The 22,955-nt window shown below is 68.1% G+C and carries 19 protein-coding genes and 3 pseudogenes; 12 read left to right on the top strand and 10 right to left on the bottom strand.

Translation table 11 applies throughout. The features are described from left to right. The first annotated feature begins 443 nt into the window (after window positions 1-443). Window positions 444-881: a hypothetical protein gene (locus IG62_RS47220; protein WP_030802193.1), complete on the top strand. Its 438-nt coding sequence runs from the start codon at window positions 444-446 to the stop codon at window positions 879-881. A 664-nt stretch (window positions 882-1,545) separates the two neighbouring features. On the opposite strand, the gene IG62_RS0115210 is transcribed toward IG62_RS47220, so the two are convergent. Further along, a complete protein-coding gene (locus IG62_RS0115210) occupies window positions 1,546-2,136 on the bottom strand; it encodes a hypothetical protein (protein ID WP_234326522.1) in 591 nt (196 codons plus the stop codon). A 238-nt stretch (window positions 2,137-2,374) separates the two neighbouring features. On the opposite strand from IG62_RS0115210, the gene IG62_RS0115205 reads away from it, so the two are divergent. After that, complete coding sequence (locus IG62_RS0115205; protein WP_030802190.1) at window positions 2,375-3,040, top strand: HAD family hydrolase; 666 nt, start codon at window positions 2,375-2,377, stop codon at window positions 3,038-3,040. A gap of 782 nt (window positions 3,041-3,822) precedes the next feature. On the opposite strand, the pseudogene IG62_RS41890 reads toward IG62_RS0115205, so the two are convergent. Beyond that, window positions 3,823-4,249, bottom strand: a pseudogene (locus IG62_RS41890) (TetR/AcrR family transcriptional regulator). Window positions 4,250-4,338: 89 nt separating this feature from the next. On the opposite strand from IG62_RS41890, the gene IG62_RS0115195 reads away from it, so the two are divergent. The 3 genes from IG62_RS0115195 to IG62_RS0115185 all read left to right on the top strand — a co-directional run bounded on the left by IG62_RS0115195 (window position 4,339) and on the right by IG62_RS0115185 (window position 6,115). Beyond that, a complete protein-coding gene (locus IG62_RS0115195) occupies window positions 4,339-4,785 on the top strand; it encodes a DUF1772 domain-containing protein (RefSeq protein WP_030802188.1) in 447 nt (148 codons plus the stop codon). Window positions 4,786-4,982: 197 nt separating this feature from the next. Next, window positions 4,983-5,333, top strand: coding sequence for an antibiotic biosynthesis monooxygenase family protein (locus tag IG62_RS0115190; RefSeq protein ID WP_030802185.1), 351 nt, complete (start codon window positions 4,983-4,985; stop codon window positions 5,331-5,333). A gap of 356 nt (window positions 5,334-5,689) precedes the next feature. Further along, a complete protein-coding gene (locus tag IG62_RS0115185) occupies window positions 5,690-6,115 on the top strand; it encodes a DUF4267 domain-containing protein (RefSeq protein ID WP_030802183.1) in 426 nt (141 codons plus the stop codon). Window positions 6,116-6,721: 606 nt separating this feature from the next. Here the strand turns inward: IG62_RS0115185 and IG62_RS47215 are convergent. The 5 genes from IG62_RS47215 to IG62_RS0115155 form a co-directional block, all read right to left on the bottom strand. Further along, window positions 6,722-6,931 carry a hypothetical protein gene (locus tag IG62_RS47215; RefSeq protein ID WP_030802181.1) on the bottom strand — a complete coding sequence of 70 codons (210 nt, stop codon included), beginning with the start codon at window positions 6,929-6,931 and terminating at the stop codon, window positions 6,722-6,724. 244 nt (window positions 6,932-7,175) lie between these two features. Beyond that, entirely contained in the window at window positions 7,176-7,472 is a 297-nt protein-coding gene (locus tag IG62_RS0115170; RefSeq protein ID WP_324604629.1) for a DUF3817 domain-containing protein, read from the bottom strand. Window positions 7,473-7,474: 2 nt separating this feature from the next. Next, window positions 7,475-7,942 carry a DUF2269 family protein gene (locus IG62_RS0115165; RefSeq protein ID WP_030802177.1) on the bottom strand — a complete coding sequence of 156 codons (468 nt, stop codon included), beginning with the start codon at window positions 7,940-7,942 and terminating at the stop codon, window positions 7,475-7,477. Continuing rightward, window positions 7,939-8,256: a hypothetical protein gene (locus tag IG62_RS0115160; RefSeq protein WP_030802175.1), complete on the bottom strand. Its 318-nt coding sequence runs from the start codon at window positions 8,254-8,256 to the stop codon at window positions 7,939-7,941. Before IG62_RS0115160 ends, IG62_RS0115165 begins: the two co-directional genes overlap by 4 nt. Window positions 8,257-8,325: 69 nt before the next feature. Continuing rightward, window positions 8,326-9,015, bottom strand: a complete 690-nt coding sequence (locus IG62_RS0115155; RefSeq protein ID WP_030802173.1) for a DJ-1/PfpI family protein — start codon at window positions 9,013-9,015, stop codon at window positions 8,326-8,328. Between the two features lie 202 nt (window positions 9,016-9,217). Here IG62_RS0115155 and IG62_RS0115150 point away from each other — a divergent pair, with 202 nt between their 5' ends. Beyond that, window positions 9,218-10,156, top strand: a complete 939-nt coding sequence (locus IG62_RS0115150; protein ID WP_030802171.1) for a GlxA family transcriptional regulator — start codon at window positions 9,218-9,220, stop codon at window positions 10,154-10,156. A 199-nt stretch (window positions 10,157-10,355) separates the two neighbouring features. After that, entirely contained in the window at window positions 10,356-11,291 is a 936-nt protein-coding gene (locus IG62_RS44680; protein WP_199812475.1) for a DJ-1/PfpI family protein, read from the top strand. Window positions 11,292-12,079: 788 nt separating this feature from the next. On the opposite strand, the pseudogene IG62_RS41885 reads toward IG62_RS44680, so the two are convergent. Together IG62_RS41885 and IG62_RS0115135 are read right to left on the bottom strand one after the other, a co-directional pair. Beyond that, window positions 12,080-13,319, bottom strand: a pseudogene (locus IG62_RS41885) (IS1380 family transposase); the annotation flags it as partial. A 921-nt stretch (window positions 13,320-14,240) separates the two neighbouring features. Continuing rightward, window positions 14,241-15,005 (bottom strand): hypothetical protein, encoded by a 765-nt coding sequence (locus IG62_RS0115135; RefSeq protein ID WP_051798094.1) that lies wholly within the window; start codon window positions 15,003-15,005, stop codon window positions 14,241-14,243. Between the two features lie 578 nt (window positions 15,006-15,583). Here IG62_RS0115135 and IG62_RS0115130 point away from each other — a divergent pair. The 4 genes from IG62_RS0115130 (at window position 15,584) to IG62_RS41875 (ending at window position 20,144) form a co-directional block, all read left to right on the top strand. Then, window positions 15,584-16,615, top strand: a complete 1,032-nt coding sequence (locus IG62_RS0115130) for a hypothetical protein (protein WP_030802167.1) — start codon at window positions 15,584-15,586, stop codon at window positions 16,613-16,615. Window positions 16,616-17,342: 727 nt separating this feature from the next. Continuing rightward, on the top strand, window positions 17,343-18,056 hold the full coding sequence (locus tag IG62_RS0115125) for a tRNA-dependent cyclodipeptide synthase (protein ID WP_078872016.1): 714 nt from the start codon (window positions 17,343-17,345) through the stop codon (window positions 18,054-18,056). Beyond that, complete coding sequence (locus tag IG62_RS0115120) at window positions 18,053-19,240, top strand: cytochrome P450 (protein ID WP_234326520.1); 1,188 nt, start codon at window positions 18,053-18,055, stop codon at window positions 19,238-19,240. The genes IG62_RS0115125 and IG62_RS0115120 overlap by 4 nt, the downstream gene beginning before the upstream one ends. A 358-nt stretch (window positions 19,241-19,598) precedes the next feature. Beyond that, a complete protein-coding gene (locus IG62_RS41875) occupies window positions 19,599-20,144 on the top strand; it encodes a transposase family protein (protein ID WP_158795044.1) in 546 nt (181 codons plus the stop codon). A gap of 1,442 nt (window positions 20,145-21,586) precedes the next feature. Here the strand turns inward: IG62_RS41875 and IG62_RS47210 are convergent. Next, entirely contained in the window at window positions 21,587-21,787 is a 201-nt protein-coding gene (locus IG62_RS47210; RefSeq protein WP_158795043.1) for a hypothetical protein, read from the bottom strand. A gap of 125 nt (window positions 21,788-21,912) precedes the next feature. Between IG62_RS47210 and IG62_RS0115105 the strand changes: the two are divergent. Then, window positions 21,913-22,878: pseudogene (locus IG62_RS0115105) on the top strand (IS701 family transposase); the annotation flags it as partial. Window positions 22,879-22,955 lie beyond the last annotated feature (77 nt).

Genomic DNA, 22,955 nt, shown 5'->3' with positions numbered 1-22,955 from the left:
CCCGCACAGGCTCTCCTTCTGCCCGGCACCGTCGGCACGGCGGCCGGACAGGTGACGGGCTCGCCGGCGCATGCCCTCCGCGAGCGCCGGCAGTCGCTCCGCGCCGGGGCGGGCACCCCGGGCCCGCGCGCCGGGCGGAGCCGCCGGCTCGCAGGCAGCGCCCGTCTCGCCGCCTCCTGGAGACTGAGCCCAATCTGGACGCCATGTCCTCCCACCCGCACCTGCTGGCCTGGCAGCTCACCCACAGCGACCGCCCGCGCGTCCCGGTGTCCCTTCACTGCGGACCGCGTTCTGGCAGGTCAGGGCCTGGGACGTCCCATCAATACGTCACGATGCCGACAGCTGTGGCCCGGGCCGTCAACTCCCGTGCAGCATCGGTGGCACAAGCCGGGCGGCGCGGTCCACTGCGCGCCCACGCTCACCGACACCGGGAGGACCGGACCATGAAGACACTGAGGAGCGTCGCGGTCGCAGCGGCGACGATGGCACTGGGAGCGGGCCTCGCACTCGCCCCGTCCGCTCATGCTGCAACGGACAAAACACCCACGCATGCAGCCCCGGAAAGCTTCACGGCCCACGCCCTCCCGGCCGGGGTCACCAGCCAGCAGTGCTGGAACAACGAGATCAAGACGACGACCGCCCGGCTCGCCTACACCGAGTGCCGTCGCGTCTACAACGGGCGAACCCAAAGCAGCATCGGCATGCGCGTTCTGGCGCTGCGCCCCCTCTGCGCCTACGGAACCGGCAGGATCGGCGACTCGCCGAGCACCGCGGGCACCCGAGTCAAGGTCAGGAGGTGCATCCCCGGCGCCTGGAGCGACTGGAAGATCAGCGGTTGGTGGAACGGCAACGACGCGTACGAGTACCTGTCCGCCTACTGACCGCCCCATCCGACCGCCGCCTTCACGCTACTCAGGACTCGGGTTCGCCAAGAAGCCTTCCGCTTACCGCTCGGCGGGCCCGGCCAGTCGAACGCAGTCCCTGTTCGTGTGGCCGCTCGGTGGTCGGGGGGGGGAAACGGCCGGGCCTCCTGGTAGCTCGGGGTTGCGAACTTCCACCCGAGAAGCAGGCGGACCTATGTCGCAGCCTCTCGCGCTCACCTCCCACCTTGGCAGTCGACCGCGATCAGCCGGCCTGAAGTGGGGTCAGCCTCTGCAGTGCAAGACCCTGTCAGGCCGGTACACCGGGCACGACACCGTGACGTCCGGCCCGGCCAGTACCTCCCGCGCCTCCTCGTCCGTCATCAGCCCGCCCGTCGACTCCGCCTGCGCACCATGGAAGCGGTGAAGGTGCGCGTCGGCCCGGTACCCACCGCGGGGCGGTGGAGACAAACGCCACCGCCTTCGCTGCTCGGGCGGAGGCAGATCACGACGTGCACGGTTCTCGCCCGGGATGCCCTGCGCCACGGGGTAGGGGACCCGCGGACTGGCTCGACGCCGTCCGGCAGGACGACCTGCCCGGATTCCACACCCCCGCCGCCGGCATCGCCCGCGACCTCAACGCCGACCGTCTCGCGAGGCAGCCGGCTCGGGTTGGGGGCACTGTTCACGAGAGGGGGAGATACCCGCGGCCCACCTTGATGTCGGGCACAGCCGCGTTGCCCTGATGGACCCGGTCACGCGTCTCCGGACAGACGCTGGAATGTCGCCAGCGCGGGGCCTCGTCATCGGGGACGTCCGGGGAGGCAAAGTGAAAGGGCACCCCGAGGTAGTTGGCCAAAGCCCGTCCCGCTTCGGCAGCAGCGGTGGCCGGTGGGGGCTCGCCAGGACGGTGGAGGACGGTCGCCAGGTGACCTTCCCCGGCCGGGTCGTCCAGGACCGCGACAAGGCGCACGAACCAGTCATGGACGGTGTCGCCGTCCCATAGCGCCTCTACCGCGGCAACTTGGCCCGGGTGGGCCGTAGCACGGGCTGCGAGTGAGGAGACGTCGAGCGGGTCAGGCGGCCTGCGCCGCACACGGTCGCCGAGGGCCTCGTAGCGAGCGTGGATCACCTGCTCCGCCTCGCGCAGGCCCAACCCCAGCGGACGCAGGGCCTCCAACACGGCTTTCGCCGCTGCAATCCGGCGGTCGCGCAGCACGTTGGCGTCGACCTCTTGGCGGGTTTGCTCCTCCAGGTAGGGCCACCAGCCGCTCATTGGGCCCTCGGGGCGGATCCCGTGAGGTGTCTCATGGGCCGACCGTACCTCAGCCGCGAACGCCCCAGTCGGCCCTGCTGGGAAGGCAGGTGCTTTTGAAACTGGGGAACCTCCGCCCCGAGTTCGAAGAACTCGTACCTCCCGAACCGGTGTTGAAGTGCCGTCCCTTCTCATGTTGGACGCACTTTCAGGGCCTTCCTGTAATCGGTTGCCCGATGCCTGACATGATCAATGTGTGATGAGCGAATCTGGGCAGCCCGGCCGGACGAGGTACGTCCTGTTCGATGTCGACGGCACGTTGATCGACGCCCTGGACAACCAGCGCCAGGTATGGCGGGCGTGGGCGGAACACTACGGACTGGACCCGGACGAGGTCTACAGGGTGGCTCTGCGGACCAGGCCCACCGAAACTTTCGCACAGGTCGCCGCGTGCCACGATCCGCACGAGTGCCTGGCCAGGCTGCACGAGTTGGAGGACGAGGACGTCCGGTCCGGCCGCTACGCGGCCTTCGACGGTGCGGCAGAGGCGCTGCGGGGCCTGCCGCGTGGGTCCTGGGCGCTGGTGACTTCGAACTACGAGCATCGGGTGCGCGGCCGTTTTCTACGGACGGGCCTGCCGGTGCCGGCTCTGATTGTCGATGCTGCCGCTGTTGAGGAGGGCAAGCCCTCTCCCGTTCCGTATCTGCGGGCCGCTGCGCGACTGGGTGCCGAGCCGGCAGACTGCCTGGTCATTGAGGATGCCCCGTCCGGAGTGCAGTCCGGACTGCGTGCCGGTATGACGGTGTGGGGCGTGAACGCCGCCGCCCCCGTGAAGGGCGTTCACCGCCACTTCGAGAGCCTGCGCGAAGCAGTCCCGCACATCCTGGCCTTCGCGTCCGGCTCCTCCGTCGACACCGTGGCCTGAGCCCGTTCGCCGGCACCGGGCATCACCGTGATGGACCTCGCGACGTGGGTGTCTTGCGCCGATATCCCTCAAGCGCGATCGGGAGGCGCGCGACGCCGTGGTCAACGGCCGTGAGGCCTTCGTAAGGGCTGCGGGACGTGGCTGGCCGGCCGGCCCTCCTGCTCTGGACGGGGGTCGGGGCACCGGTCGCGTCATGTCCGGTACGAGGTGGGATGGCCGTCTGCGGCTGCCGCACGGCCGCTACGGGAAAACCGCCACCCTCTACGTGGCCGGGCTTCACCTCGCCCACATCTTCCGCTGGTCCGCCCGATGGTCCACACGAAAGTCCCCAGCTCGCGTGGTGAGCACGCGCGCCTGAATCGACGATGCAATGGCGGAGCGAAATGCGCTCTGCTGGGGCAAAAACCGACCCCTCGAAGACCGGCTCACCTCCGCTCCGCGACGGGACGACCGGGAACGTACCCGTTCAACCCACGGCCGCCTGCCATGCACGGTCAGTCGGGCATGACGGTGGGACACGAAGACCTCCGTGCCGGGGGACCGCTGATATGGCGGGGTGTACCGGCGAAAACTGCGAGGCGCTGTCGTGCGTGGCTGGCCCATACGGTGACGTTCCCGGATGCATCGCCGACAGCCAAGTAGTCTCCGTGCCTGCTGAAGGCGAGGGAGCGGAGCGTGTCGTGCCCGAGCGCGTGTGGGCGCGAATGCGGAAGCGATGCCGCAGGCGGGCAGGCAGTGGCGGGGCCCGAAGGCCCTGGCTGCCTGCCCGCTGGGACGGTGTGTCAGGCCATGGCGAGCCGGTCCACCAGCATTTCGAGCCTCTGCTCGGTGTACTCCGGCGGCAGCCGTCCCGACCGGGTCAGGGTCGCCACCCCGTGCAGGGACGCCCAGAACACTTCGGTGAACAGCCCCGGTTCGACGCCGTCCCCGGCTACCTCGCCGAGGCACTCCAGCAGCGCGGCGAAAGCGTCCTTGAGGGGTTCCGGAGTTTCCTCCTGTGCGTACGCGAGACCGCCGTCGAGCGCCGATGATCTCGCGCTTGCCGCGGAAGTGGCTGTAGAGGACGGGCTGGCTGTATTCGATGCGCTCGGCGAGCCGGCGGGTGGTGACCGCGTCCCAGCCCTGCTGCTCGGCGAGTTCGCGGGCCGTTGCCACGATGAGGCGCTCGCGCTCCGCCCGTTCGCGCTGCTTGCGCTCCTGTACCGACATGATTCGATCCTAGCATCGCTAGACAGGAGAGCGGCAGTAGGGCTAGCGTTGCCCCGTCAGCTAGCGACGCTAGATCCCGGAGGGTCATCATGTTCAACGCGCTTGAGGTCGTCACCACCGTGGTCGTCGGCGTGATGGTGGGAGTGGAGTTCTCCGTCGCCTTCGTCATCAACCCGATCCTCAACGCCCTCCCGGAGGACAGCGGCCAACTCGGCCACGCCCACGGTGGCCGGATGCTCGGCGCCGTGATGCCGGTCTGGTACCTCGGCTCGCTCGTCCTCGTCGGCATCTGGGCTGTCGCCGGGTGGCACCACCACGGCACCGGCCTCGTCGTCACCGCCGGCGTGCTGCTGATCCTCAGCGTGATCATGTCGGTCCTGCTGCTCGTTCCGATCAACAACCGGGGCAAGACGTGGACTCCCGAAAATCGGCCCGCCGACTGGAAGCAGCAGCTGAACCGCTGGGGCCGCTACCACTACGTCCGCGTCGCCGTCATCATCGCCGCCTTCGCCCTGCTGGTCGCCGCCCTCGTCTGACCCCACCACCACCCCCGCCCGGCCGGCAGCCGCAAACGCTCGGCCGTGCGCCCGAAGTGCGGCACCGCCACCTCCATCCACCTCCATCCACATCCACATCCGCAACCCGGACATCAACACCCTCGAACTCCGCTGGCATCCCCAGGACGCGGGCCCCAGCGACACCCACTGCCCGATAGCGAGAGGAAGTACCGAAAATGGCCAAGCTCCAAAGTCTCGACCCGCACACGCCGATGTTCGCGCAGTTGAAGGAGAAGACCGGGCCCATCGTCCTGGCCAACACCTTCATCGTCCCGAAGGAGAGGACGGAATCGTTCCTGGCCCTCTTTCACAGGCAGGCCGAGTTCATGAAGGCTCAGCCGGGATTCGTCTCCCTGCAGATGCACAAGGGAACGGCGGACAGTCAGCTTCTGATGAACGTCGCGGTCTGGGAGTCGACCGAGGCGCTCGCCACCGCGTTCGGCAGCCCGGAGTTCCAGCGCATGGCGGCCGAGTTCCCCGACGACATCGTGTCGTACCCGCACATCTTCGAGCAGATCGACGTGTGACACGGCAGCTGCAGCCGGGTGAGGGCAGCAGAGAAGCACTGCCCTCACCCAGGCAGTTACGCATCCATGGACCCTGCCGGGTCGCCAGGGCCACCGAGCACCCACCACGGCGAAGACGAACCGGCAGGCCGGCGCAGTCAGAGACGCCCCGAGTAAGGCGATCCTGGCGCCCTGCCGGCGGTAGGCGAACTGCTGGTCGCAGCCCTCATCTGGCCCCGCGGGCCGACTGCGATCCCGACAAACTACGCCCCCCGATCAGCCGCGTCCGCGTGGCTGACCAGGCCACACGACTCAGCAAGCTCCACCAAGCGCAGCAAGCTCCACCAAGCTCACGAAGACTCACAAGGAGAAGAACAGTGTCGCTGAAGAAGATCAACACCGTGCTGGCCGCCGCCTTCATCCTCTTCATCCTCTGGTTCGGCGGGGAGTTCATCCTGAGCCCGGCGACGACGGCGCCGAGCTTCGGCCTGCCGAGCTGGCCGTCCGGCGACGGCGACGGCTTCCTGATCATCAAGGGAATCCGCGACGTCGTCTTGGCCCTGGTCCTGGGCATCCTGCTGGTGACGGGTCAGCGCCGGGCGCTGGGTTGGGTGTTGCTGGTGGAGGCCCTCGCCGCGTACGGCGACATGGCCACCGTCCTGGCCCACCACGGCTCCGTGGCCACCGCGCTCGGCGTCCACGGTCTGACCGCGACACTGATGGTGGTCAACGGCCTGCTGATAATGCGCGAGACCCGCAAGGTCGCGTCCGCTCCGACGGTGCCCGCCCCGCAGCCCGCCTGACGCCATCTTGGCGCGTGTCGGAATGCCGTCGATCATGATGCGCGGCCTCGCCCGGCACCGTTGGATCTTTCCGTAGTCGTTCATCCAGGACCGGGTGCGTTCGACCACCCAGCGTTTGCCGACTTGGACGGGCGTGGGCACGCCCTTGCGGGCGATCTCGCCGGTAAGGCCTGCGCACCGAACGCCTGACGACTGGGCTTGCCGTCGTAGGCGGAGTCGAGATGCACGATGGCTTCGGCGGGGAGGTTCCCGACCCGGCGCCGGTACGCCCCAGGCGGCGCCGCCAGCCGGTCACCACCAGCCAGCGCCACCCGGCCGCGGCGAGCTTGACCAGATCAATCTCTTGACCAGGTGGCCGGGCCAGCTCAAGCGCTCAGGGGCCATCCGAAGTGCTCAGTCACAGTGGCGGTGATGGTCAGCTCCCGCAGCAGCGCCTGGTACGCCTCAAGGTGGTGCTCGCGTAGGGCTGCCTGCCGCACCCCTGCGGCGTCTCCTGGTCAGTTCCGGGCGGGGGCGCGGTCACGGCGCACCATGCACCGCACCCGAATCGCTCCGGGGAGGACGCCCCGTCAACTGGCTTGGCCCCGAGCCCTTCGGTCATCCGCCTCACGCGCCTCGCTCCTGCGGTTCGTGCGCCGCCGCGCCGTTCGCAGGTAGCGCGAGGCTGAGGAAGCCCGACGGCGGCCACACCTGGGGCAGGTCGTACTGGGCAGCAAGGTAACCGACGAACAGGAAGAACCAGCCCGGCAGGGGCTGGAACTCGTCCTGTTCGGACCCGGCCGCGCTCTCGGCGACGGATGACACTTCGGTGGACACGTTCTCTTCCTCTCCATGTCCTCAGTGACTGCGCAGGGCCGCCGCCAACTTCTCGACCAGCGAGGTCCAGGGCTCCAGGCTTCGGTAGGCGACGAAGGCCGTACGCGCGACGAACGGAAGCTCCCACGGCCCGAAGCCGCCCAGGCTCAGATGGGCGGCCGAATCCCCCCACCAGACATCAGAATCCCCCCACCAGACATCAGCAGGCAGTAGCTGATGCCGACGATCACCGGCGACACAGGGTTCATGACGCGATGACCTCTTCCGTCTGGGCGCGGGCCGTATCGACGCGGTCGAGCTGTCGCAGCGCGAGCAGCCCGCCGATGCCCGGAACGACGGCCAGGACCTTGGCAGCGGCCGGGGCCTGTTTGGGGCGCCAGGTCGCGATCACGACGAACAGGTAGGCGAACCCGTGGGTGGGGCCCATCAAGGACGAGATGGGCTTGACGTGGACGGTGAATACGTTGGCCAGCATCACGATCAGCGAGACCAGCTCGGCGTGAGCCGCGATGCGCAGATGGCGCGGAGATTGCAGGTACACGGTCACACTCCCGTGGTGGAGCCGGGACGGATGATCATCAGCACGGTGACGGTGGCCCAGAGCAGGTTGAAGATGCCGGTGAGCATGGCGATACGACTCGGTGTCGACGGGGTTGGCGCTGGCGAAGGCGTCCCGGAACTCGTCGTCTCGGCCAGAGCACGGTCCTGTGCCGGCAGGATCAGCAGGGCCAATACGCCGGCGGCCGCCGCGGTCAGCAGGATCGAGATGATCAGCCAGGCGTCGCCGAGGACACCGAGACTGCTGGCCGTGGCGAAGCCGAAGAGGGGAACCGCGATGCCAAGGCCCGCGTAGACCCGGCAGATGCGGTGCAGCGTCCGCAGGGTCGTCTGGGCGTCGCCGTCGCCGAGGGCGCGGCGCAGCGTCGCGGGGAACATGCTCGCGGCGACGGTGACCGGGCCGACGGCGACGATGGCGGCCAGGACGTGCAGCGACAGGAGGAGCTTGGTCATGCCTGGTACTCCGGGGCGGTCCGGCGCTCGCCGGTGACCTTCGAGGACGGAAGGCGGCCGGCCTTGGAGGTGCCCTGGAGCGCGTCGCCGTCGACCGTCACGTCGAACGCCAGGTTCAGCCGCATGGGCTTGGTGACGGCCTGCTTCCAGGTGAGCCGGTCGCCGTCGAGGGCGACGTCGTTCAGCGGTACTTCCTCGCCGGCTCCGTGGGCGACGCCGGTCAGGACGCCGTCCTGCTCACGGAGCTCGACCACGGCCTTCATCTTGCCGATGGGGGTGGAGATGGACAGGTTCCAGGTGCCTTCGAGGGGCATGCTGATGTTCTTCCTGACTGTGCAAGGGGAGGGTGAGCGACTGGCCCGCGAAGGGCGCGGACCGAGTGTTCAGAGGGTGGCGGGCGTCGGGCCCTGGGCGCGCCAGACGGTGCCGCGCCGCTCGTGGGAGAAGAGCTCTTCGACGGCGTGCGCGACGCGCGGGCCCACCTCGCGCTCCAGCAGGTACAGGCCCAGATCGAGCCCGGAGGTGACGCCAGCGCCGGTGATCAGGTCGCCGTCGTCCACGACGCGGGCGCGGACCGGGTGGGCGCCGGTGGCGTCCAGCATGTCGAGGCCCATGTGGTGGGTGGTGGCGTGGCGTCCCTCCAGCAGACCGGCCATGGCCAGGACGAGCGAGCCGCCGCAGACGGTGGCGACCGTGATGTCGGGGTCGTCCATTGCCTGCTTGAGGAGTGCGGGCAGCTCGGTGGTCAGCGTGCGGCCCAGCAGCACCGGGATGAACTCCTGCTGCTTCCACTCGCCGGCGCCCACCTCTTCTTCCGGAACCTCGCCGGGTTCGCCGACCCGGCCGGCGGCGCCCGGAACCAGGAGCAAGTCCGCACGCTTCAGGTCGACGGCACTGGTGGCGCGCAGTGTCAGCCCTCCGGCGCCGCTGATCACCTCGCGCGGGCCTTCCGCGGAGACCATCTCGACGGTCACCGCTCCGTCCGACGCCGAGCCGCCGGCGTGCAGGACCTCAAAGGGGGCGATGGCATCGAGCGGGTCGAAACCATCGAACAGGACAACCTGGATGTGCATGGTGTTCCTCGGGTGTTGATTTCTCTCGGACGTTCCGACGTTCCGAGTCAATCGGTTGCCGCCGTGATCGCCCAGTGGCACGAGTGACAGCTTTCAACGGGATAGCGCCAAGGGCCTTCCGGAATGCTCAGAGCTGCGGTGACATGGAGCTGCCCGGATATCGGTCCGGAGCCGTCAAGCCGTGAGGAGAGAGGTTCCGGCCATGCACACTGTTGCCGTTCTCGCGCTGGATCAGGTGATCCCATTCGATCTGTCGGCCCCGATCGAGGTCTTCTCCCGGACCCGTCTGCCTGACGGGCGGCCCGGCTACCAGATCCGGGTGTGCGCCGAGCGCGACGAGATCGACGCCGGAGCCTTCACCCTGCGCGCCCCCTGGGGTCTGGAGGGCCTGCAGGACGCGGACACGATCATCGTGCCGGGGGTCACCGACCCCACAGCCCCACTCTCCTCCCCCGTGCGCGACGCGCTGCGGTCGGCCGCTGCCGACGGCACGCGGATCGCCTCCATCTGCGTAGGCACTTTCCCGCTGGCCGCCACCGGGCTCCTTGACGGGTTGCGCGTCACGACCCACTGGCAGGCGGCCGGGCTTCTGGCCGACGCCCACCCGGACCTCGACGTCGACCCGAACGTCCTCTACGTCGACAACGGCCAGTTCCTCACGTCGGCCGGCGCGGCCGCGGGAATGGACCTGTGCCTGCACATGATCCGCCGTGACTACGGCTCGGCTGTCGCCGCCGACGCCGCCCGGCTGTCGGTGATGCCTCTCGAACGGGAGGGCGGGCAGGCGCAGTTCATCGTCTGCGACCACGCACCCACACCACAGGGCTCCGAGCTGGAGGCGTTGCTCACGTGGCTGCGGGAAAATCTGGCCCGCGACCTCATCCTCGCCGACATCGCTGAGCAGGCCGGGACGAGCACCCGGACCCTGATCCGGCGGTTCCGCGAACAGACTGGTACAACCCCGCTCCAGTGGCTCCACCGGGCCCGCATCCGCCAGGCACAGCACCTACTCGAAACCACGAAGCACTCCGTGGAACGCATCGGCAGCCAGGTCGGCTTCGGCTCCTCCACCACCTTCCGCGACCGCTTCAAACGCACGACCGGCGTCAGCCCACAGACGTACCGACGTACGTTCAACTGAGCTCGCCACCACCCTTCCCGGACGCCTGCCCGGCCGCCAACTCGTCGCGGCTGAGGCTGGATGGGGCGCCTCCGAGCCAGAGGCTGTTGGCAATTATCCGTTGAAATGCGATAGGAATGGCACTCCTCATGAATCCCGACCTCCGATTAGCGTCACAGCTAGAACACTGCAAGCGTCTGGATTTCGGAGGTCCCGGTAGCTGGCGGATCACGCAGCAAACTGGCCCGACCACCTGGAAGGCGATGCACGGCCGCTGGTAGTCGGCATCCTCCTTTTCAACGGACACACCACACTTGACTTTGTTGGTCCATACACCGCATTTTCGGCCGTGGGCATGACGATCCACCTCCTGTCGAACACACTCGACCCCGTCCTCTCGGAGGACTGCGTACTGGCCATCGGTCCAACCGCCACCTTCGACGACTGTCCTGAACAGCTGGACATCCTGTTCGTACCTGGCGGGTTCGTGGGGAAGGCGATGCTCGACCAGGCCACCATCGCCTTCCTGGCAGACCGTGGTGCGATGGCCCCTTACATCGCCTCGGTCTGCAACGGCGCGCTCATCCTTGCGGCAGCCGGATTGCTCGACGGCTACCGCTCAGCCACGCACTGGGCAGGCCGGGACCATCTGGCTCAACTGGGCGTCGAGGTATCGACGGAACGTGCGTGCATCGACCGGAACAGGTTTACCGGTGGTGGTGTAACCGCTGGCATCGATTTCGGGCTTACGGTCTTCGCACACACGCTGGGCGAGAAGGCTGCGAAGTTCGCACAGCTCATGATGGGATACGATCCGAAGCCGCCGTTCAACGCCGGATCGCCCCAAGGCGCAGGGCCCGAAATGGTGGCGCTGTTCGACAAGTTCACGGCCGATTCCGACACCACTCTGCGGAACGCCGTGTCCCAGGTGAAGGAACAGCGAGCAGCATCGAGCCCCACCCGGCATCAGGGGAGAATGCCGGCCTCTCCGCCAGCATCGTCACCACCTGACCGCCCCTTTCACCGCACCACAAGCCTGCCGACATCCACCGTCTGTGGTGCTTTATGCGATCGGAATCCACGGCCGTACCGGGGCCGAGGCGTAGTACCTACGTCATCCTTCCCGGCCCCGTGTCATTGCACTCTGGGGCGGTAGGCCGAAATCGCGTGGCATCCCACGCCCATCTCCAACCAACGGCCGTGCGCCTTCCGGCGTGCGTGCCCTCAGGCAAAAGGGAACGAAGAATGCGCAAGACCCTCAAGTCAGCCGCAGTTGTCGGCGCCAGCGTCCTGGTGCTCTCAGGAATCGTTGCCGGAGCGGCTCAGGCAGACGCGAGGCAGGGCGAGGACCTTCAGGGCAACGGCACTATGACGGACTGCCGGAACTGGGCCGAGGCACTGGAAAGCCAGGGGCAATCGAGGGCTGCGCCTGCATGGTGAGCGAGCAGCCCAACACGTACTTGCTGACCCCCTTCTACACAATCTGATCCCTTCCCCTATATCTCCACCCCCTGTACGGGGGGTTTACGGCCTTTCACGAGGGCCTGGCGGTCGCCGCTCCCCGGCGCGCCGCCTCCATAGACCAGCCTTCCGGCTCTCCCGGCCGGGTGTGGGGACGTTTGTGCGGCGTCCACTGGGCCGGCCTTCGGCTGCGGTAGTGGGCCGGGAGCCGACTGTCACCGAATTCGCTTCGATGCTGGGCAGTCGCCACACGCTTCGACAAGCGAGCCTTCGTCTTTCACGGCACGGTCAGCCTCGCATCGATTCGGATGTTCTCCGTTAACCTCGATCTTTCGTGAGGGTCCGCCGACGGAGTCGGTGGACCCTTTCGCTTTCCGGAGCTGATGATGGGCAGGCCGACGGCCCGGCTGTCGCGTCGGGTGGGCGCCGGGTTCCACTGCCCGGAGCAGTCATGTTGTCGTCGGAACGGTGGAAGGTTGCTGGTCAGCCCGGGTTGGGCAGGAACGCGAGCCGTTCGAGGGCGGAGGTGATCTCGCCGGTCCAGGGCCAGTGCGGGGTGAGGCGGAGAATCTTGCGTCGGCCGGTGATGGCGAGTTGGGCGGCTGCGGAGAACAGGCGGAACCGAAGGCGGCGGGGTTCCCAGAGGCGGGCCTTGCCGCTGAGAGCGAGCATGGGCATCCAGGCCAGCAGGTCGAGGGCGATCTGGACGATCTCCAGCCAGACCTTGTTCTGCGCTGCTGTGTGCAGGGGCAGGTTGCGCAGGCCAGTGGCCCGGGCAGCCCGGATCCGGTCCTCCGCCCGGGCCCGCAGCCGGTGACGGAGCTCGAGGGTGGCGATCGGCCGGTCAGGGGTGTTGGTCGCGAAGCATGTGATCCGCATGCCGTCTGCGTCCGTGATCCTCAACTGGGCGCCAGGAGGGGACGTTCCTTTCGGACGATCAGTCGCATGCCCTTGGGCCAGCCGTCCAGGAGCTTGCCGGTGAGCTCGGCGACCCAGGCCCCGTCACGGGCCTCACCGTCGATCTCGACGGCCGGTGTCCAGGCTGAGGCGGGGACCTTCAGCACGTGTTCGTGGATCGCTTCGGTGATCACCATGCCGACCGAGTAGGACAGCCATCGTCCCCGCCTGGCGAGCCAGGACACGAAGTCGTGGGTGCCGCCTGCGGAGTCGGTGCGGATCAGCGTCTGCCGCCCCCGCCGGTAGTGCTTGGGCAGTTGAGCCAGGGCGAGTTGGGCGGTGGTGATGTGGTCGGCTGCCGTGTTGGAGCCCGCGTTTCCCGGCCTGCGGAGGGCGGCGACGGGCTCACCGGTTCCGCCCGGTCCGTGGTCGAGGAAGGCCGTCAGCGGGTGATGGCCGTAGGTCTTCTTCCAGGTCGCGGCCGCGTCCTCCTTGTCGGAGTGGGCGATCACGAGGACGCCGTCGAGATCGATGACGACCAGGCACGTTGCCGGACTTCGGACCGTGCGGACCGGATGGCCTGCAGGGCTTTATCGCCGGAGGCGGCGAGGGTGTCGACCAGGCGGGAAATGGTCGGGTCGGAGGCGACCGGGCCGAAGACGGCCGGCTCACACCGCAGCATCGCGACGTCTGCGAGGCAGTCCCCGCCCAGTGCGACCGCCAGGGCGACGTCCAGGAGGGCCTTGCCGGGATCGTGGACGGCACGCGGTTTGCGCCACGGAGCCAGAGCCTGGGATATGGCCTGGTCAAGACCGGTCTTGCAAGCCGGCCCCGCCGGTCACGAGCAGATTTTCCATGAAGGCCTCCCGTGCAGACAGACGGCCCGGCGATGGCCGCGCCGTCAGAGGACCCGCCGGCCGATCGGCCGAGCGTGAACCCACCATGCAGACCGGTCAGCAGGCGCGGGAGATTCCCGGTGCCGGTACGCACACGACGTGCCAGGCCCGCATACGGTGTGCATCCGTACGCCCTCCCCGCCAAGGAGAGTTGGCACTACCGTCGTCCCTCCACCAGTTCCGTAGGAGGCGCCTATGAACGTCACCAGACCAGCACAGGAGATCGGAGCCGAGCTCCGCGGCGCACGGTGCCGTGCCCGGCTGACGCAGGCCTAGATCGGAAACGAGGTCGGCTACTCAGCGAGCGCGGTCTCCCGAATCGAGGCCGGCCACATACGGCTGGAGTACGACCGGCTTCTTGCATTCGCCACAGCCCTCGACATCCCACTCGACAGACTGACCGGGACTTCTGTCCCCGGCCCGGCCTCGGTCGATACGGTGGGGCGTCCAGCGGACGAGGAGGATGCGGTGCGTCGTAGAAACCTGCTCACCGGGGCGTTGGCGGCTGGAGCAACGGCCGCCTTCGGCGCCCCCGCGGCCAACGCCGCGCCCACCACAGGCGACCCAGCCGCGCCCCTTGAGGACTACCTCTTCCGGCTCCCCTCCGCCGCGCCCGTGCCGTTGCCACGACTGGTGCAGGAGACGTCGAGCGCGAGGGCGGACTTCCGCGCCGCCCGGTACTCCGCCCTCGGCCGCGCCCTGCCGTCCCTTCTGGCCGCAGCCTCTGGGACGTGGGAGGAGTCGACCGGGCACGAACGGGACAAGATTCCGGCATGCGGAAGGCCCCGCCGGAGCGGGGCCTTCCCTGCGCGGTCAGGCGCGGAGACGCAGGTCGCGGGCGCTCAGGAGACTTAGTTCACGTCTACGTAGTCACCGGAGGAGTTGCTGGCGCCGGTCGTGGTGTTGCCGCTGTAGCGCCAGCGCCATGTGCCGTCCTGGGAGGCGGTAACCGTGGTCTTCAGGTAGCCGGTACTGCTGGCAGTGACCTCCTTGACCGTGGTGTACGTGCTGGAACCGGCGGGCTTGAACTGCAGCTTCACCAGTCGGCCGCCGTAGTTGTCGTAGCGGTGCAGACTCCAGTTGGCGCGCTGCACGGTGCCTGTAACGGTTATCGGACTGCCCTTGGTGACGGGCTCGGGGGAGGCGTTCATGTTCTGGATGCGCGAGGCACGCTGGAGGCGGACCGTCGCGGGGAGCAGGTCGGTGTCGTAACCGCCGCCCTTCTTGAGGGCCGTGCCGACGGTCTTCCAGTCGGTGGCGTCGCTGTTGACGAGCTTATTGCCATTGCCGCCCGGCATGTTGTCGGGGTCGACGGTGATCGTCTCGTCGCAGTCGTGGAAGGTGTAGCCGCCCGCGGAGGATTGGCCGCAGCTCCATCGGGTCGTGAAGACCGCGAGCTTGTACTCATTGGTCCCGTACGTGCCCCGGTACGCGTCAACCCACCAGCTGTCGAGCGTCACGTTGCTCTTCACCGTGTACGTCAACGGGGCCTCGACCTCGGCGCTGATGCCGACGACGATGGGCTTGCCGTTGTTGAACACGACGTTCGAGAACGAGATGTCACTGTCGGCCGCGTGCGCGGTCGGCGCCGTGAGGCCCACGCCCACCAGCGCCATGCCCCCGGCCACCGCCGCGGCGGCCGCGCGGCGCCCAGCCGAGGGTCTGTGCCGCTGCGGAGCAGCAGCCGATATTGAAGTGATCAATCCCCACCCCTGAGTCGAGTGTCTGTGCGGCGGGTCAACTGTCCGCCGCGGGAACTCTAGATCATCCGGGGCGGCACCTGCCGCCACTACCCACCCTGCGATCACGCACGGTGACGAAGCACTCTTACCGCTGAGGAATACGCGACTCCCGACTAGCTAGGCGAGGTCGTCGGTTTCAGCCCCGGGGTGGCCCTTCCTCGATGGCTGTGGGAAGCGACGGCCACACTCGGCCCGGGAGGAAGGCCCAGTGCTGTCGGAACTCGGGTTCTGGCGCAACCTGCGTGACAGAGCACCGTCCCCACACGTATCCGCGTCGGATCAACCTGTCGGCCTGCAGGTCTTCCGCGGGCGTCGAACCGGCCACCCGACCGATGGGCCGTCATTACAGAAGTTGTGCCAGAACCCGGCTTCCGACAGCAGCACCGGCACTGCGAAGTTGCTGCCGGGGTGTCCGAAGGCCGGGGTCGCCCGGGTGTCTAAAGTCGCGTTCCATGACGAGGACCACGCCCCCACGCCCCCTCGATGCCGAGGTGCTTTTCCCGGAATTGGCTGCTTACCGGGGTACGACGACGCGGCTCCACCCGCGGCCGGGCAGCCCACCGATGTCGGCCAGCTCGGTGGGCGGTCCGATGCTGTGGCCGGTGGACGAGCCGTGGCCTGTATGCGGTGAGGCCCACGGCCACCGGCGGGGTCGGCGCCCGGCCGACGTCCATCGCTCCCGGCGCATCCTGGCTGCTGCATGGGCCCGGGAACAGAGCCCGGGCCCCACGGAGGAGGAAAAAGAGCTCCTGGCCGAGCTGCGCCTGGAGCACCGGCTGCCCGAGGCGTCGGAGACGGATCCGCTGCCGATGATCGGCCTGGCGCAGCTGTACCGGCGAGATATCCCGGACCTCCCGGCGGGGCCGGACGACTGCGACCTGCTTCAGGTGTTCTGGTGCCCTTTCAACGCGCACGGCCCGAGCCGATACGACCTGCAGCTGCACCTTCGCTGGCGGCGGTCGCGGCAAGTCGGGGAAGTGCTGGCCACACCCCCACAGCCGCCCGTCGTCGGGTCCGACGGGTTCGTGCCCGAGCCGTGCGTGCTGCACCCGGAGCAGGTGGTCAGCCACCCATTCGCCGGCCTCCTGCCCGAGCGGCTGTGCGCCCGGCTCGACGCCTGGGAGGAAGCCCAGGAAGAGGAGGCCGATCAGTCGGATGACGAGAATGCGACAGATCCGGTCGGCTACCAGTACGACCTGTCCATTCCGCCCGGCTGGCGCGTCGGCGGCTTCGCCTCCTGGCACGCCACCGATCCGTACCCCATGGACTGTCAGACCTGCAGGACACCGATGCACCTGCTGCTGACCATCGACAGCTCGGAATGGGACGGTGGCAGTGGAAGCTGGAAGCCGCTTGAGGACCGAGGCCTGACAACCCATCGATGCGCCACCCCCACAGGCGTCACCGTGGGCAGATTCGGCGAACTCAACGTCTTCGCCTGCCCCACCGATCCCGACCACCCGCACGGTTGGAGCATCCAGTAGCTCGTGGGCGCCAGATTCCACCTGGTACGGCACTCCGCTCGTCAGCGAACACTGATGCTGTCGCTTCTCATCGCTCTTCGAGCGCGTCGGCGAGAACGACGACCAGCTCATCTCCGTCGCCCCCGCCGACCTCCCCGCAGGCTGGTCCGACCGCACCAACTGAACCGGGCCGAGCGGCACGAACACCCCACGCGGGCTGGTGCCCCCACGCCCGGCATCCCTCACTGGTGGCCTTCAGCTCGATCACGTCGCTCAGGTCGAATCACCAGCCGCTCCGCCTTCAGATGATGGCCCGTCGGCTGACCGGCACCTCCGCCCCGACCTGGCGCGGCGCGTGAGAACGCGTCGCCCGCCGATGGGCCGAGCAACTGCCCGCCGATGCGGCAACTGCCCACCGAGGCGGCCGAGTCGACCTGCCGTCCCCTGCCCGGACAGGTCGCGGCCGTGCGGTGTGGCGGGGCTGTGCTGTCTCGGATGGAGTTCGCCTGCCCCGGGCGGGGGCGGTTCGGCGCCACGTGGCGTGGAAGGCTCACGTTCCATGGCCGGTGGACCCGGCCATCAGGCCGCGCTTGTGAACATTGCATGAATTCGACTGGATGGTCTGTACTGCGTGTTACTGTCCGGTTCGGCCTGATCCGGAACCGGCGGTCGGCTAGGTTTTGGTGTCGCCGCCACACCGGGAACACGGGGTTCCCAGGGACTAGCGGTATGTAGGGGGCATTGTCTCTTGACGACAGCGACCGAGACTTTTCACGTCCGTCCGTACACCCCGCACTGCCAGGTCATCACCGACGAAGGCGATCACGCCGTCATCGGCATCTCTCCGGGGAACTCCTACTTCACCCATCAGCGCGTCCTCGGCCTCGCCGCCTGGGGATTGGAGAACTTCCGTCAGGTGGATCTCATCTATACGGATCTGCATGTCGCCGACATGTATGAGGCGCTGGGATACCCGGCTGTCGACGCCCAGCGCAAGGCCGTGAAGAACCTGCGCGGCGTACGGGCCAAGGTGACCGCCGCCGTTGCCTCGCAAGACCCGGACGGCATCAGGCTCCGCGGCCGCCCCATGTCCGCGCTGCTGGACATCCCCGCCTATCGGGTCATACGTGAGAGCCTCGACGATCGGCTGTCCACGGACCCGGGATTCCGCGATGTCTGTGATCAGCTTGTGGTCCAGTTCCTGACCAGCAAGGTTCTCGGGGGGCAGGAGCCCACGGACCGCCAGCGTCAGGTCTGCCTCGCCTACATCTGTGCCGAGGCTCCGCTGTTCATCGACACCCCCGCAATCATGGGCGTTCCCTCATCGCTCAACTGCTACCACCAGGCATTGCCGATGGCCGACCTCCTGTACTCCCGCGGACATGGCCTGCGCGCCACACGCAACCAGGGCCATGCCGTGATCACCCCCGCCGGCGCTCTCACGGAAGGATGCCACCAGTGACGACCGCCCGGACCCTTATCGACTTCCCGTTCTCCCCGCGCGGCGACCGCCTTCCCCCGGAGATCGAGCAGCTGCGCGCCACCCCGGTCACGCGGGTGCGCACCATCGCCGGGGATGAGGCATGGCTCGTCTCTTCCTACGACCTGTGCAGGCAGGTACTCGAAGACCCCCGCTTCAGCCTCAAGGACACGTCCGCTCCCGGTGTTCCCCGGCAGTATGCGCTGACCATCCCGCCCGAGGTGGTCAACAACATGGGCAACATCACCGGCGCGGGTCTGCGCAAGGCCGTACTCAAGGCGATCAATCCCAGGGCCGGTGGCCTGACGGAGTGGATAACCGGTCATGCCGCCCACCTGGTCGACGGCATCCTCGGCTACGGCGCGCCCGTCGACCTGCGCGGACGGTTCGCCAGCCCCTACGCCGAGCACCTCCACTGCCACATCCTCGGCATCCCCCGCGATGACGCGCCGCGCTTGGCGGCCAGTCTCGACATCGCGTTCATGAACTCGGCATGCCCCATCACCGGGGCGCGCCTGAACTGGGACCGGGATATCGCCCATATGACCGGGCGGCTCAACGACCCCGCAACCGGTGGGCTCATGGCCGAACTCGCCGCCCTCCGTGGTGACCCCGACTATGCGCATCTGACCGACGAGATGCTGGCCACCGTCGGCGTCACGATGTTCGGCGCCGGCGTCATCTCCACCATGGGCGCCCTGACCATGGCCGTCTTCACACTCCTTCAGAACCCCGATGTATGGGGACAGTTGTGCGCGGAGCCCGGCAGGATACCGGCCGCCGTGGACGAGCTGCTGCGCGTGAACCTGTCCATCGCCGACGGGCTGCCCCGCCTGGCCATGGAAGACATACAGCTCGGTGACACAGAGATCAAGAAGGGCGAACTCGTCCTCGTCCTGGTCGAGGCCGCCAACACCGACGAGAGCGTGTTCCCCGACCCGCACCGCATCGACATCGACCGGCCCAACGCGGCCGCTCACCTCTCGTTTGGTTACGGCGGGCATTACTGCCCCGCTGTTCCGCTGGGGAAGAAGTACATCGAGATCGCGATCGAGGCCCTCACCGCCCGCATGTCTGGTCTGCACCTGGCCGTCCCTGTAGACCAACTCGTATGGCGCACCCGCTTCATGAAGCGCATTCCCGAGCGTCTACCGGTCGCCTGGTAGGAACAGAAGGGTGCCGGCCACCCGGCACGACGCGATGGCCCCGGCCTGGGAGAGGTCGGGGCCATCATTCTTGTGGGGATCGCGGGACGGCTCGGCAGCTGCGGATCGACCAGACAGGTTCCGTCGTGGTGTTCGTTCACGCGGGTGTCGCCTGCGTGGGCGGTGCCTGCTGCGTTCCGCTGTCCGCCGTGGCCCTCGCCGGTATGCTGCTGCTCGGTTGGCTGTGTCACTCTCCAGGGGCTCTGGTCCACTTCTTGTGGTCGTGTATGCAGGGTGACTGTTGATCTTTGTGTGATGAGGACTGAGGTCGCCCGAAAATCGTCCGGTTGGAGTGCGGCGTGGTCGACAGTCCTTCGTCGTGAGCGACGTGCTGCTGCAGCTGGATGAGCTGCTGTTCTTCTCGGTTGACGATGTGTCGGTGGTGTCCGTCGGGGTGACCGACACGGCTGTCCGGGGCGAGGCCCGCACGACTGCCAGGCAAGCGGCCTGCCCGGGATGCGAGGGCTGGTCAAGGCGAATACACGGCTCTTACCTGCGGTTTCCTCGTGATTTGCCAGCGGCCGGCAAGCTGCTTGTGATGTCTCTGCGGGTGCGTCGCTTTGTCTGCGCGGAGGAGACCTGCCAACGCAGGACGTTCGCCGAGCAGGTGCCGGGACTCACCCGTCGGTTCGGCCGACGGACCGAGCGGCTACGCTCCGCGCTGGTCGCGGTCGGCCTCGCGCTCGCGGGCCGGGCCGGCTACCGGATGACGAACGTCTTCGAGGCGCCGGTCAGCCGCAACACCCTGCTAAGACTGGTCTCCGTGCTGCCGGATCCTCCCGTCGCGCCGTCCCGCGTGCTCGGCGTGGACGAATACGCCCAGCGCAGAGGCCGAATCTACGGAACTGTGCTCGTCGACGTCTAGACACGTCCACCGGTCGACCTCCTGCCGGACAGGGAAGCGGACACGCTCGCGGCCTGGCTCGCCAAGCGTCCCGGCATCGAGATCGTCTGCCGTGACCGCGCTCCCTTCTTCGCCGAAGGCGCCACACGGGGGGTGGTCTGAAAAGGGTGCCTGATCTCGTTTTCTGCACTGACAGTTGATGACGAACGGAACTGACATTGATGACGAAACCCCATGTCATTTCCCCGACGATCCCTATCGCCGGAACGACCCTTCGGTGCTGGCCACACTGGTGTTTCGGTGGGCGGGGGCAGGGACGTGCCGTGGTCACCGCTGGTGGGCCTGACGTTCGGCAGGGGAGAGGCACAGCGTCTCAAGGGCGGGAAGCTGCCCGTACGCCAGGCAGGCTGGTGGCGCCCACCGCAGGTCTCGCTGAGCGTGGAGAGACGCTCGCCATGGGCTCGCAGGCACCTCGCGCCCGAGGATAGGCCCGGGGTGAATAGCTCTTCCTCGGGCCGGCGGGCCGCGAGGCGGTGGTGGGCGCGTGCCCCGGTCAGCAACGGGCGTGCCCAGGCGGCCACTTCGTGGAGGCGGCAGTGCCGGTGGCCTGGCTATGAGTACGCAGCATGGTGACGTCGCCGCTGAGGTCGATGGCGCGTGTGTTGCGAAGAGTGATCTGCGTGGTGCGGGTGAACGCGAGCACGCTCAGGGCGCCAGCGACGAGCGGGTCGGCGAGGGAGGCCAGGTATGCGGCATCCAGGGGATGAACCGTCAGGGCCGGGGATGGGGAGGGACGTTGGACTGCCGCGATGGCTCCAGCACAGGCCTCGCGGGACCGTGGCGACGAGGTCGGCAACACAGGGACCTGCGACGGAGGCGCGTGTGACTCTTGGAGGGCTGGGGAGGCGGAGTTGGCGTTTCCGGCAGCGGCGGGAAGAACGGGCGTGCGGGGATCGGCCCCGGCTCGGTGAGCACCGCGTGGAGTTGGTTGAGGCCGCGGAGGCGGCGCTCGATCCGGGCCAACGCCGGGGGCATGCGCCGTGGGGAGGTCTGCCACAGCACCGTCAGTTGGGTCCCGGTCGTTGCGCGCCAGGAGAGGAGTTGTTCCCGCCGTGAGGTGCTCAGCAGGTGGGCACGGGTGACCACCAGGTGCCGGAGCCCGATCGCGGCGCTCCACGCGGCCGCGGCAAGCCATGCGGGGCTCACTGAGTCCAGCCTGGCATCGGGGGCGTCTGGGCCGTCACGAGCCTGGACCCCACCGCAAGGGCCGCGAACGCTGGGCCATGCGAGGGAAGCCCGCCCTGCAAGCCTTCGACGTCGCCTTCGACGGCCGCCGATAACTCACACCACCCGAAGCGCACCGTTGACTGGGCACCCCGCCATGACAGTGCCGTAGAAGTCGCCGAGCCCGACACGGGGCGCCGGCGGACGAGGAGGACCGAGAACCTCGTCGACGTTGGCGGTCATCCGAGCGGTACGACCATGTTCTCCATCGCCCCGGCGGAACCGGCATTGATGATGCCGCTCTCGGGATCCCCGATGCGATAGCGCGCGTATATCGCGCGGGACTCTGCGCCGATGACGATGGGGCTGATGACGCACCGCATCCTTCTTGCCGGGGCAATCGCCCCCGCCCCCCGTCCGGGTGCGATCGTGCTCGTCATCACGAGGGGTTCGACCCATCGTTGCGCGATCCACCCGCCCCGGGCCGCCTGTTCCGCCACGGATTGCCAATGGGCCGGCGAAGAACGCCTGCCGACGATGACATCTTCGCTTCGAAGGCTCAGCGATACTGATCATCGATGACACAGGGTTCATCAAGAAGGGCAACACGTCTGCGGGGGTGGGCCGGCAGTACACCGGCACCTTCGGGAAGATCGACAACTGCCAGATCGGGGTGTTTGCCGCCTACGCCACCAAGCACGGACGGGCTCTGGTGGACCGGGAGTTGTATCTGCCCAAGGCCTGGACTGGCGACCGGGAATGCTGCCGGGCGGCGAAGATCCCTGATGAGCGGGGGTTTGCGACCAAGGGTGAACTGGCCAAGCTGATCGTTACCCGCTGCCTGGCCGCTGGGCTGCCCGCTTCGTGGGTCACCGCGGACGAGGCGTATGGGCAGGAGTGGAAGTTCCGGCGTCTGCTGGAGGAGCTTGGCGTCGGTTATGTGGTCGCGGCGCCGAAGTCTCAGCAGGTCAAGAGCCTGGCAGGCATCTGGCGGATCGACGAGCTGATGGCCCAGGCTCGGGAGGATGCCTGGCAGCGGCTCTCCTGCGGCGACGGCGCCAAAGGCCGCCGGGTCTATGACTGGGCCAGCGCGAAACTGCCGGCCATCGGCTTTTTCGACGGTGCCAACCCCACACATCACCGGTGGGTGCTGCTGGCCCGACGCAGCCTTGCCCGGCCTGAGGAGATCGCCTACTACTTCGCCTACGCGCCCACCACCTGCACCGTCGCAGACCTCGCCCAGGTGGCCGGCGCACGATGGGCGATCGAGGAGTGCTTCCAGGCAGCGAAGAACCAATGCGGTCTGGATGAGTATGAAGTCCGCCGTTACGTCGGCTGGTACCGGCACATCACGCTGGCCATGCTTGCCCATGCCTTCCTCACGGCCCTCGCAGCCGACGCCGCAAAGGGGGCTGCAGAAACGACCCCACCAGCAGCATCGTCCCTCTCACCGTGGCAGAGATCCGCCGACTCCTGGAACATCTCCTGCCCCACCACCGACCACACCACAACCCACGAGACCACGCACTGAACTGGTCCCACTGGCGCAGACACCACCAAGCCACAGCCCAACGCTGCCACTACAAAAGAAGAATCAGCTCAGGACAC

This window comes from Streptomyces sp. NRRL S-337 (assembly GCF_000720175.1).
Taxonomy (GTDB): domain Bacteria; phylum Actinomycetota; class Actinomycetes; order Streptomycetales; family Streptomycetaceae; genus Streptomyces; species Streptomyces siderophoricus.
Note: the sequence above shows the minus strand (reverse complement) of the source record. Positions and strands in the feature narration are given on the sequence as shown.

Excerpts from the sequence above, each read along its gene's own strand:
- IG62_RS47220 (WP_030802193.1), top strand. The coding sequence starts at position 444 with ATGAAGACACTGAGGAGCGTCGCGGTCGCAGCGGCGACGATGGCACTG.
- IG62_RS0115130 (WP_030802167.1), top strand. The coding sequence starts at position 15,584 with ATGACGAGGACCACGCCCCCACGCCCCCTCGATGCCGAGGTGCTTTTC.
- IG62_RS0115160 (WP_030802175.1), bottom strand. The coding sequence starts at position 8,256 with ATGCCCCTCGAAGGCACCTGGAACCTGTCCATCTCCACCCCCATCGGC.
- IG62_RS0115195 (WP_030802188.1), top strand. The coding sequence starts at position 4,339 with ATGTTCAACGCGCTTGAGGTCGTCACCACCGTGGTCGTCGGCGTGATG.
- IG62_RS0115205 (WP_030802190.1), top strand. The coding sequence starts at position 2,375 with ATGAGCGAATCTGGGCAGCCCGGCCGGACGAGGTACGTCCTGTTCGAT.
- IG62_RS0115190 (WP_030802185.1), top strand. The coding sequence starts at position 4,983 with ATGGCCAAGCTCCAAAGTCTCGACCCGCACACGCCGATGTTCGCGCAG.
- IG62_RS0115155 (WP_030802173.1), bottom strand. The coding sequence starts at position 9,015 with ATGCACATCCAGGTTGTCCTGTTCGATGGTTTCGACCCGCTCGATGCC.
- IG62_RS0115135 (WP_051798094.1), bottom strand. The coding sequence starts at position 15,005 with ATGGCGCTGGTGGGCGTGGGCCTCACGGCGCCGACCGCGCACGCGGCC.
- IG62_RS47210 (WP_158795043.1), bottom strand. The coding sequence starts at position 21,787 with ATGACGAGCACGATCGCACCCGGACGGGGGGCGGGGGCGATTGCCCCG.
- IG62_RS0115165 (WP_030802177.1), bottom strand. The coding sequence starts at position 7,942 with ATGACCAAGCTCCTCCTGTCGCTGCACGTCCTGGCCGCCATCGTCGCC.
- IG62_RS0115150 (WP_030802171.1), top strand. The coding sequence starts at position 9,218 with ATGCACACTGTTGCCGTTCTCGCGCTGGATCAGGTGATCCCATTCGAT.
- IG62_RS0115210 (WP_234326522.1), bottom strand. The coding sequence starts at position 2,136 with ATGAGCGGCTGGTGGCCCTACCTGGAGGAGCAAACCCGCCAAGAGGTC.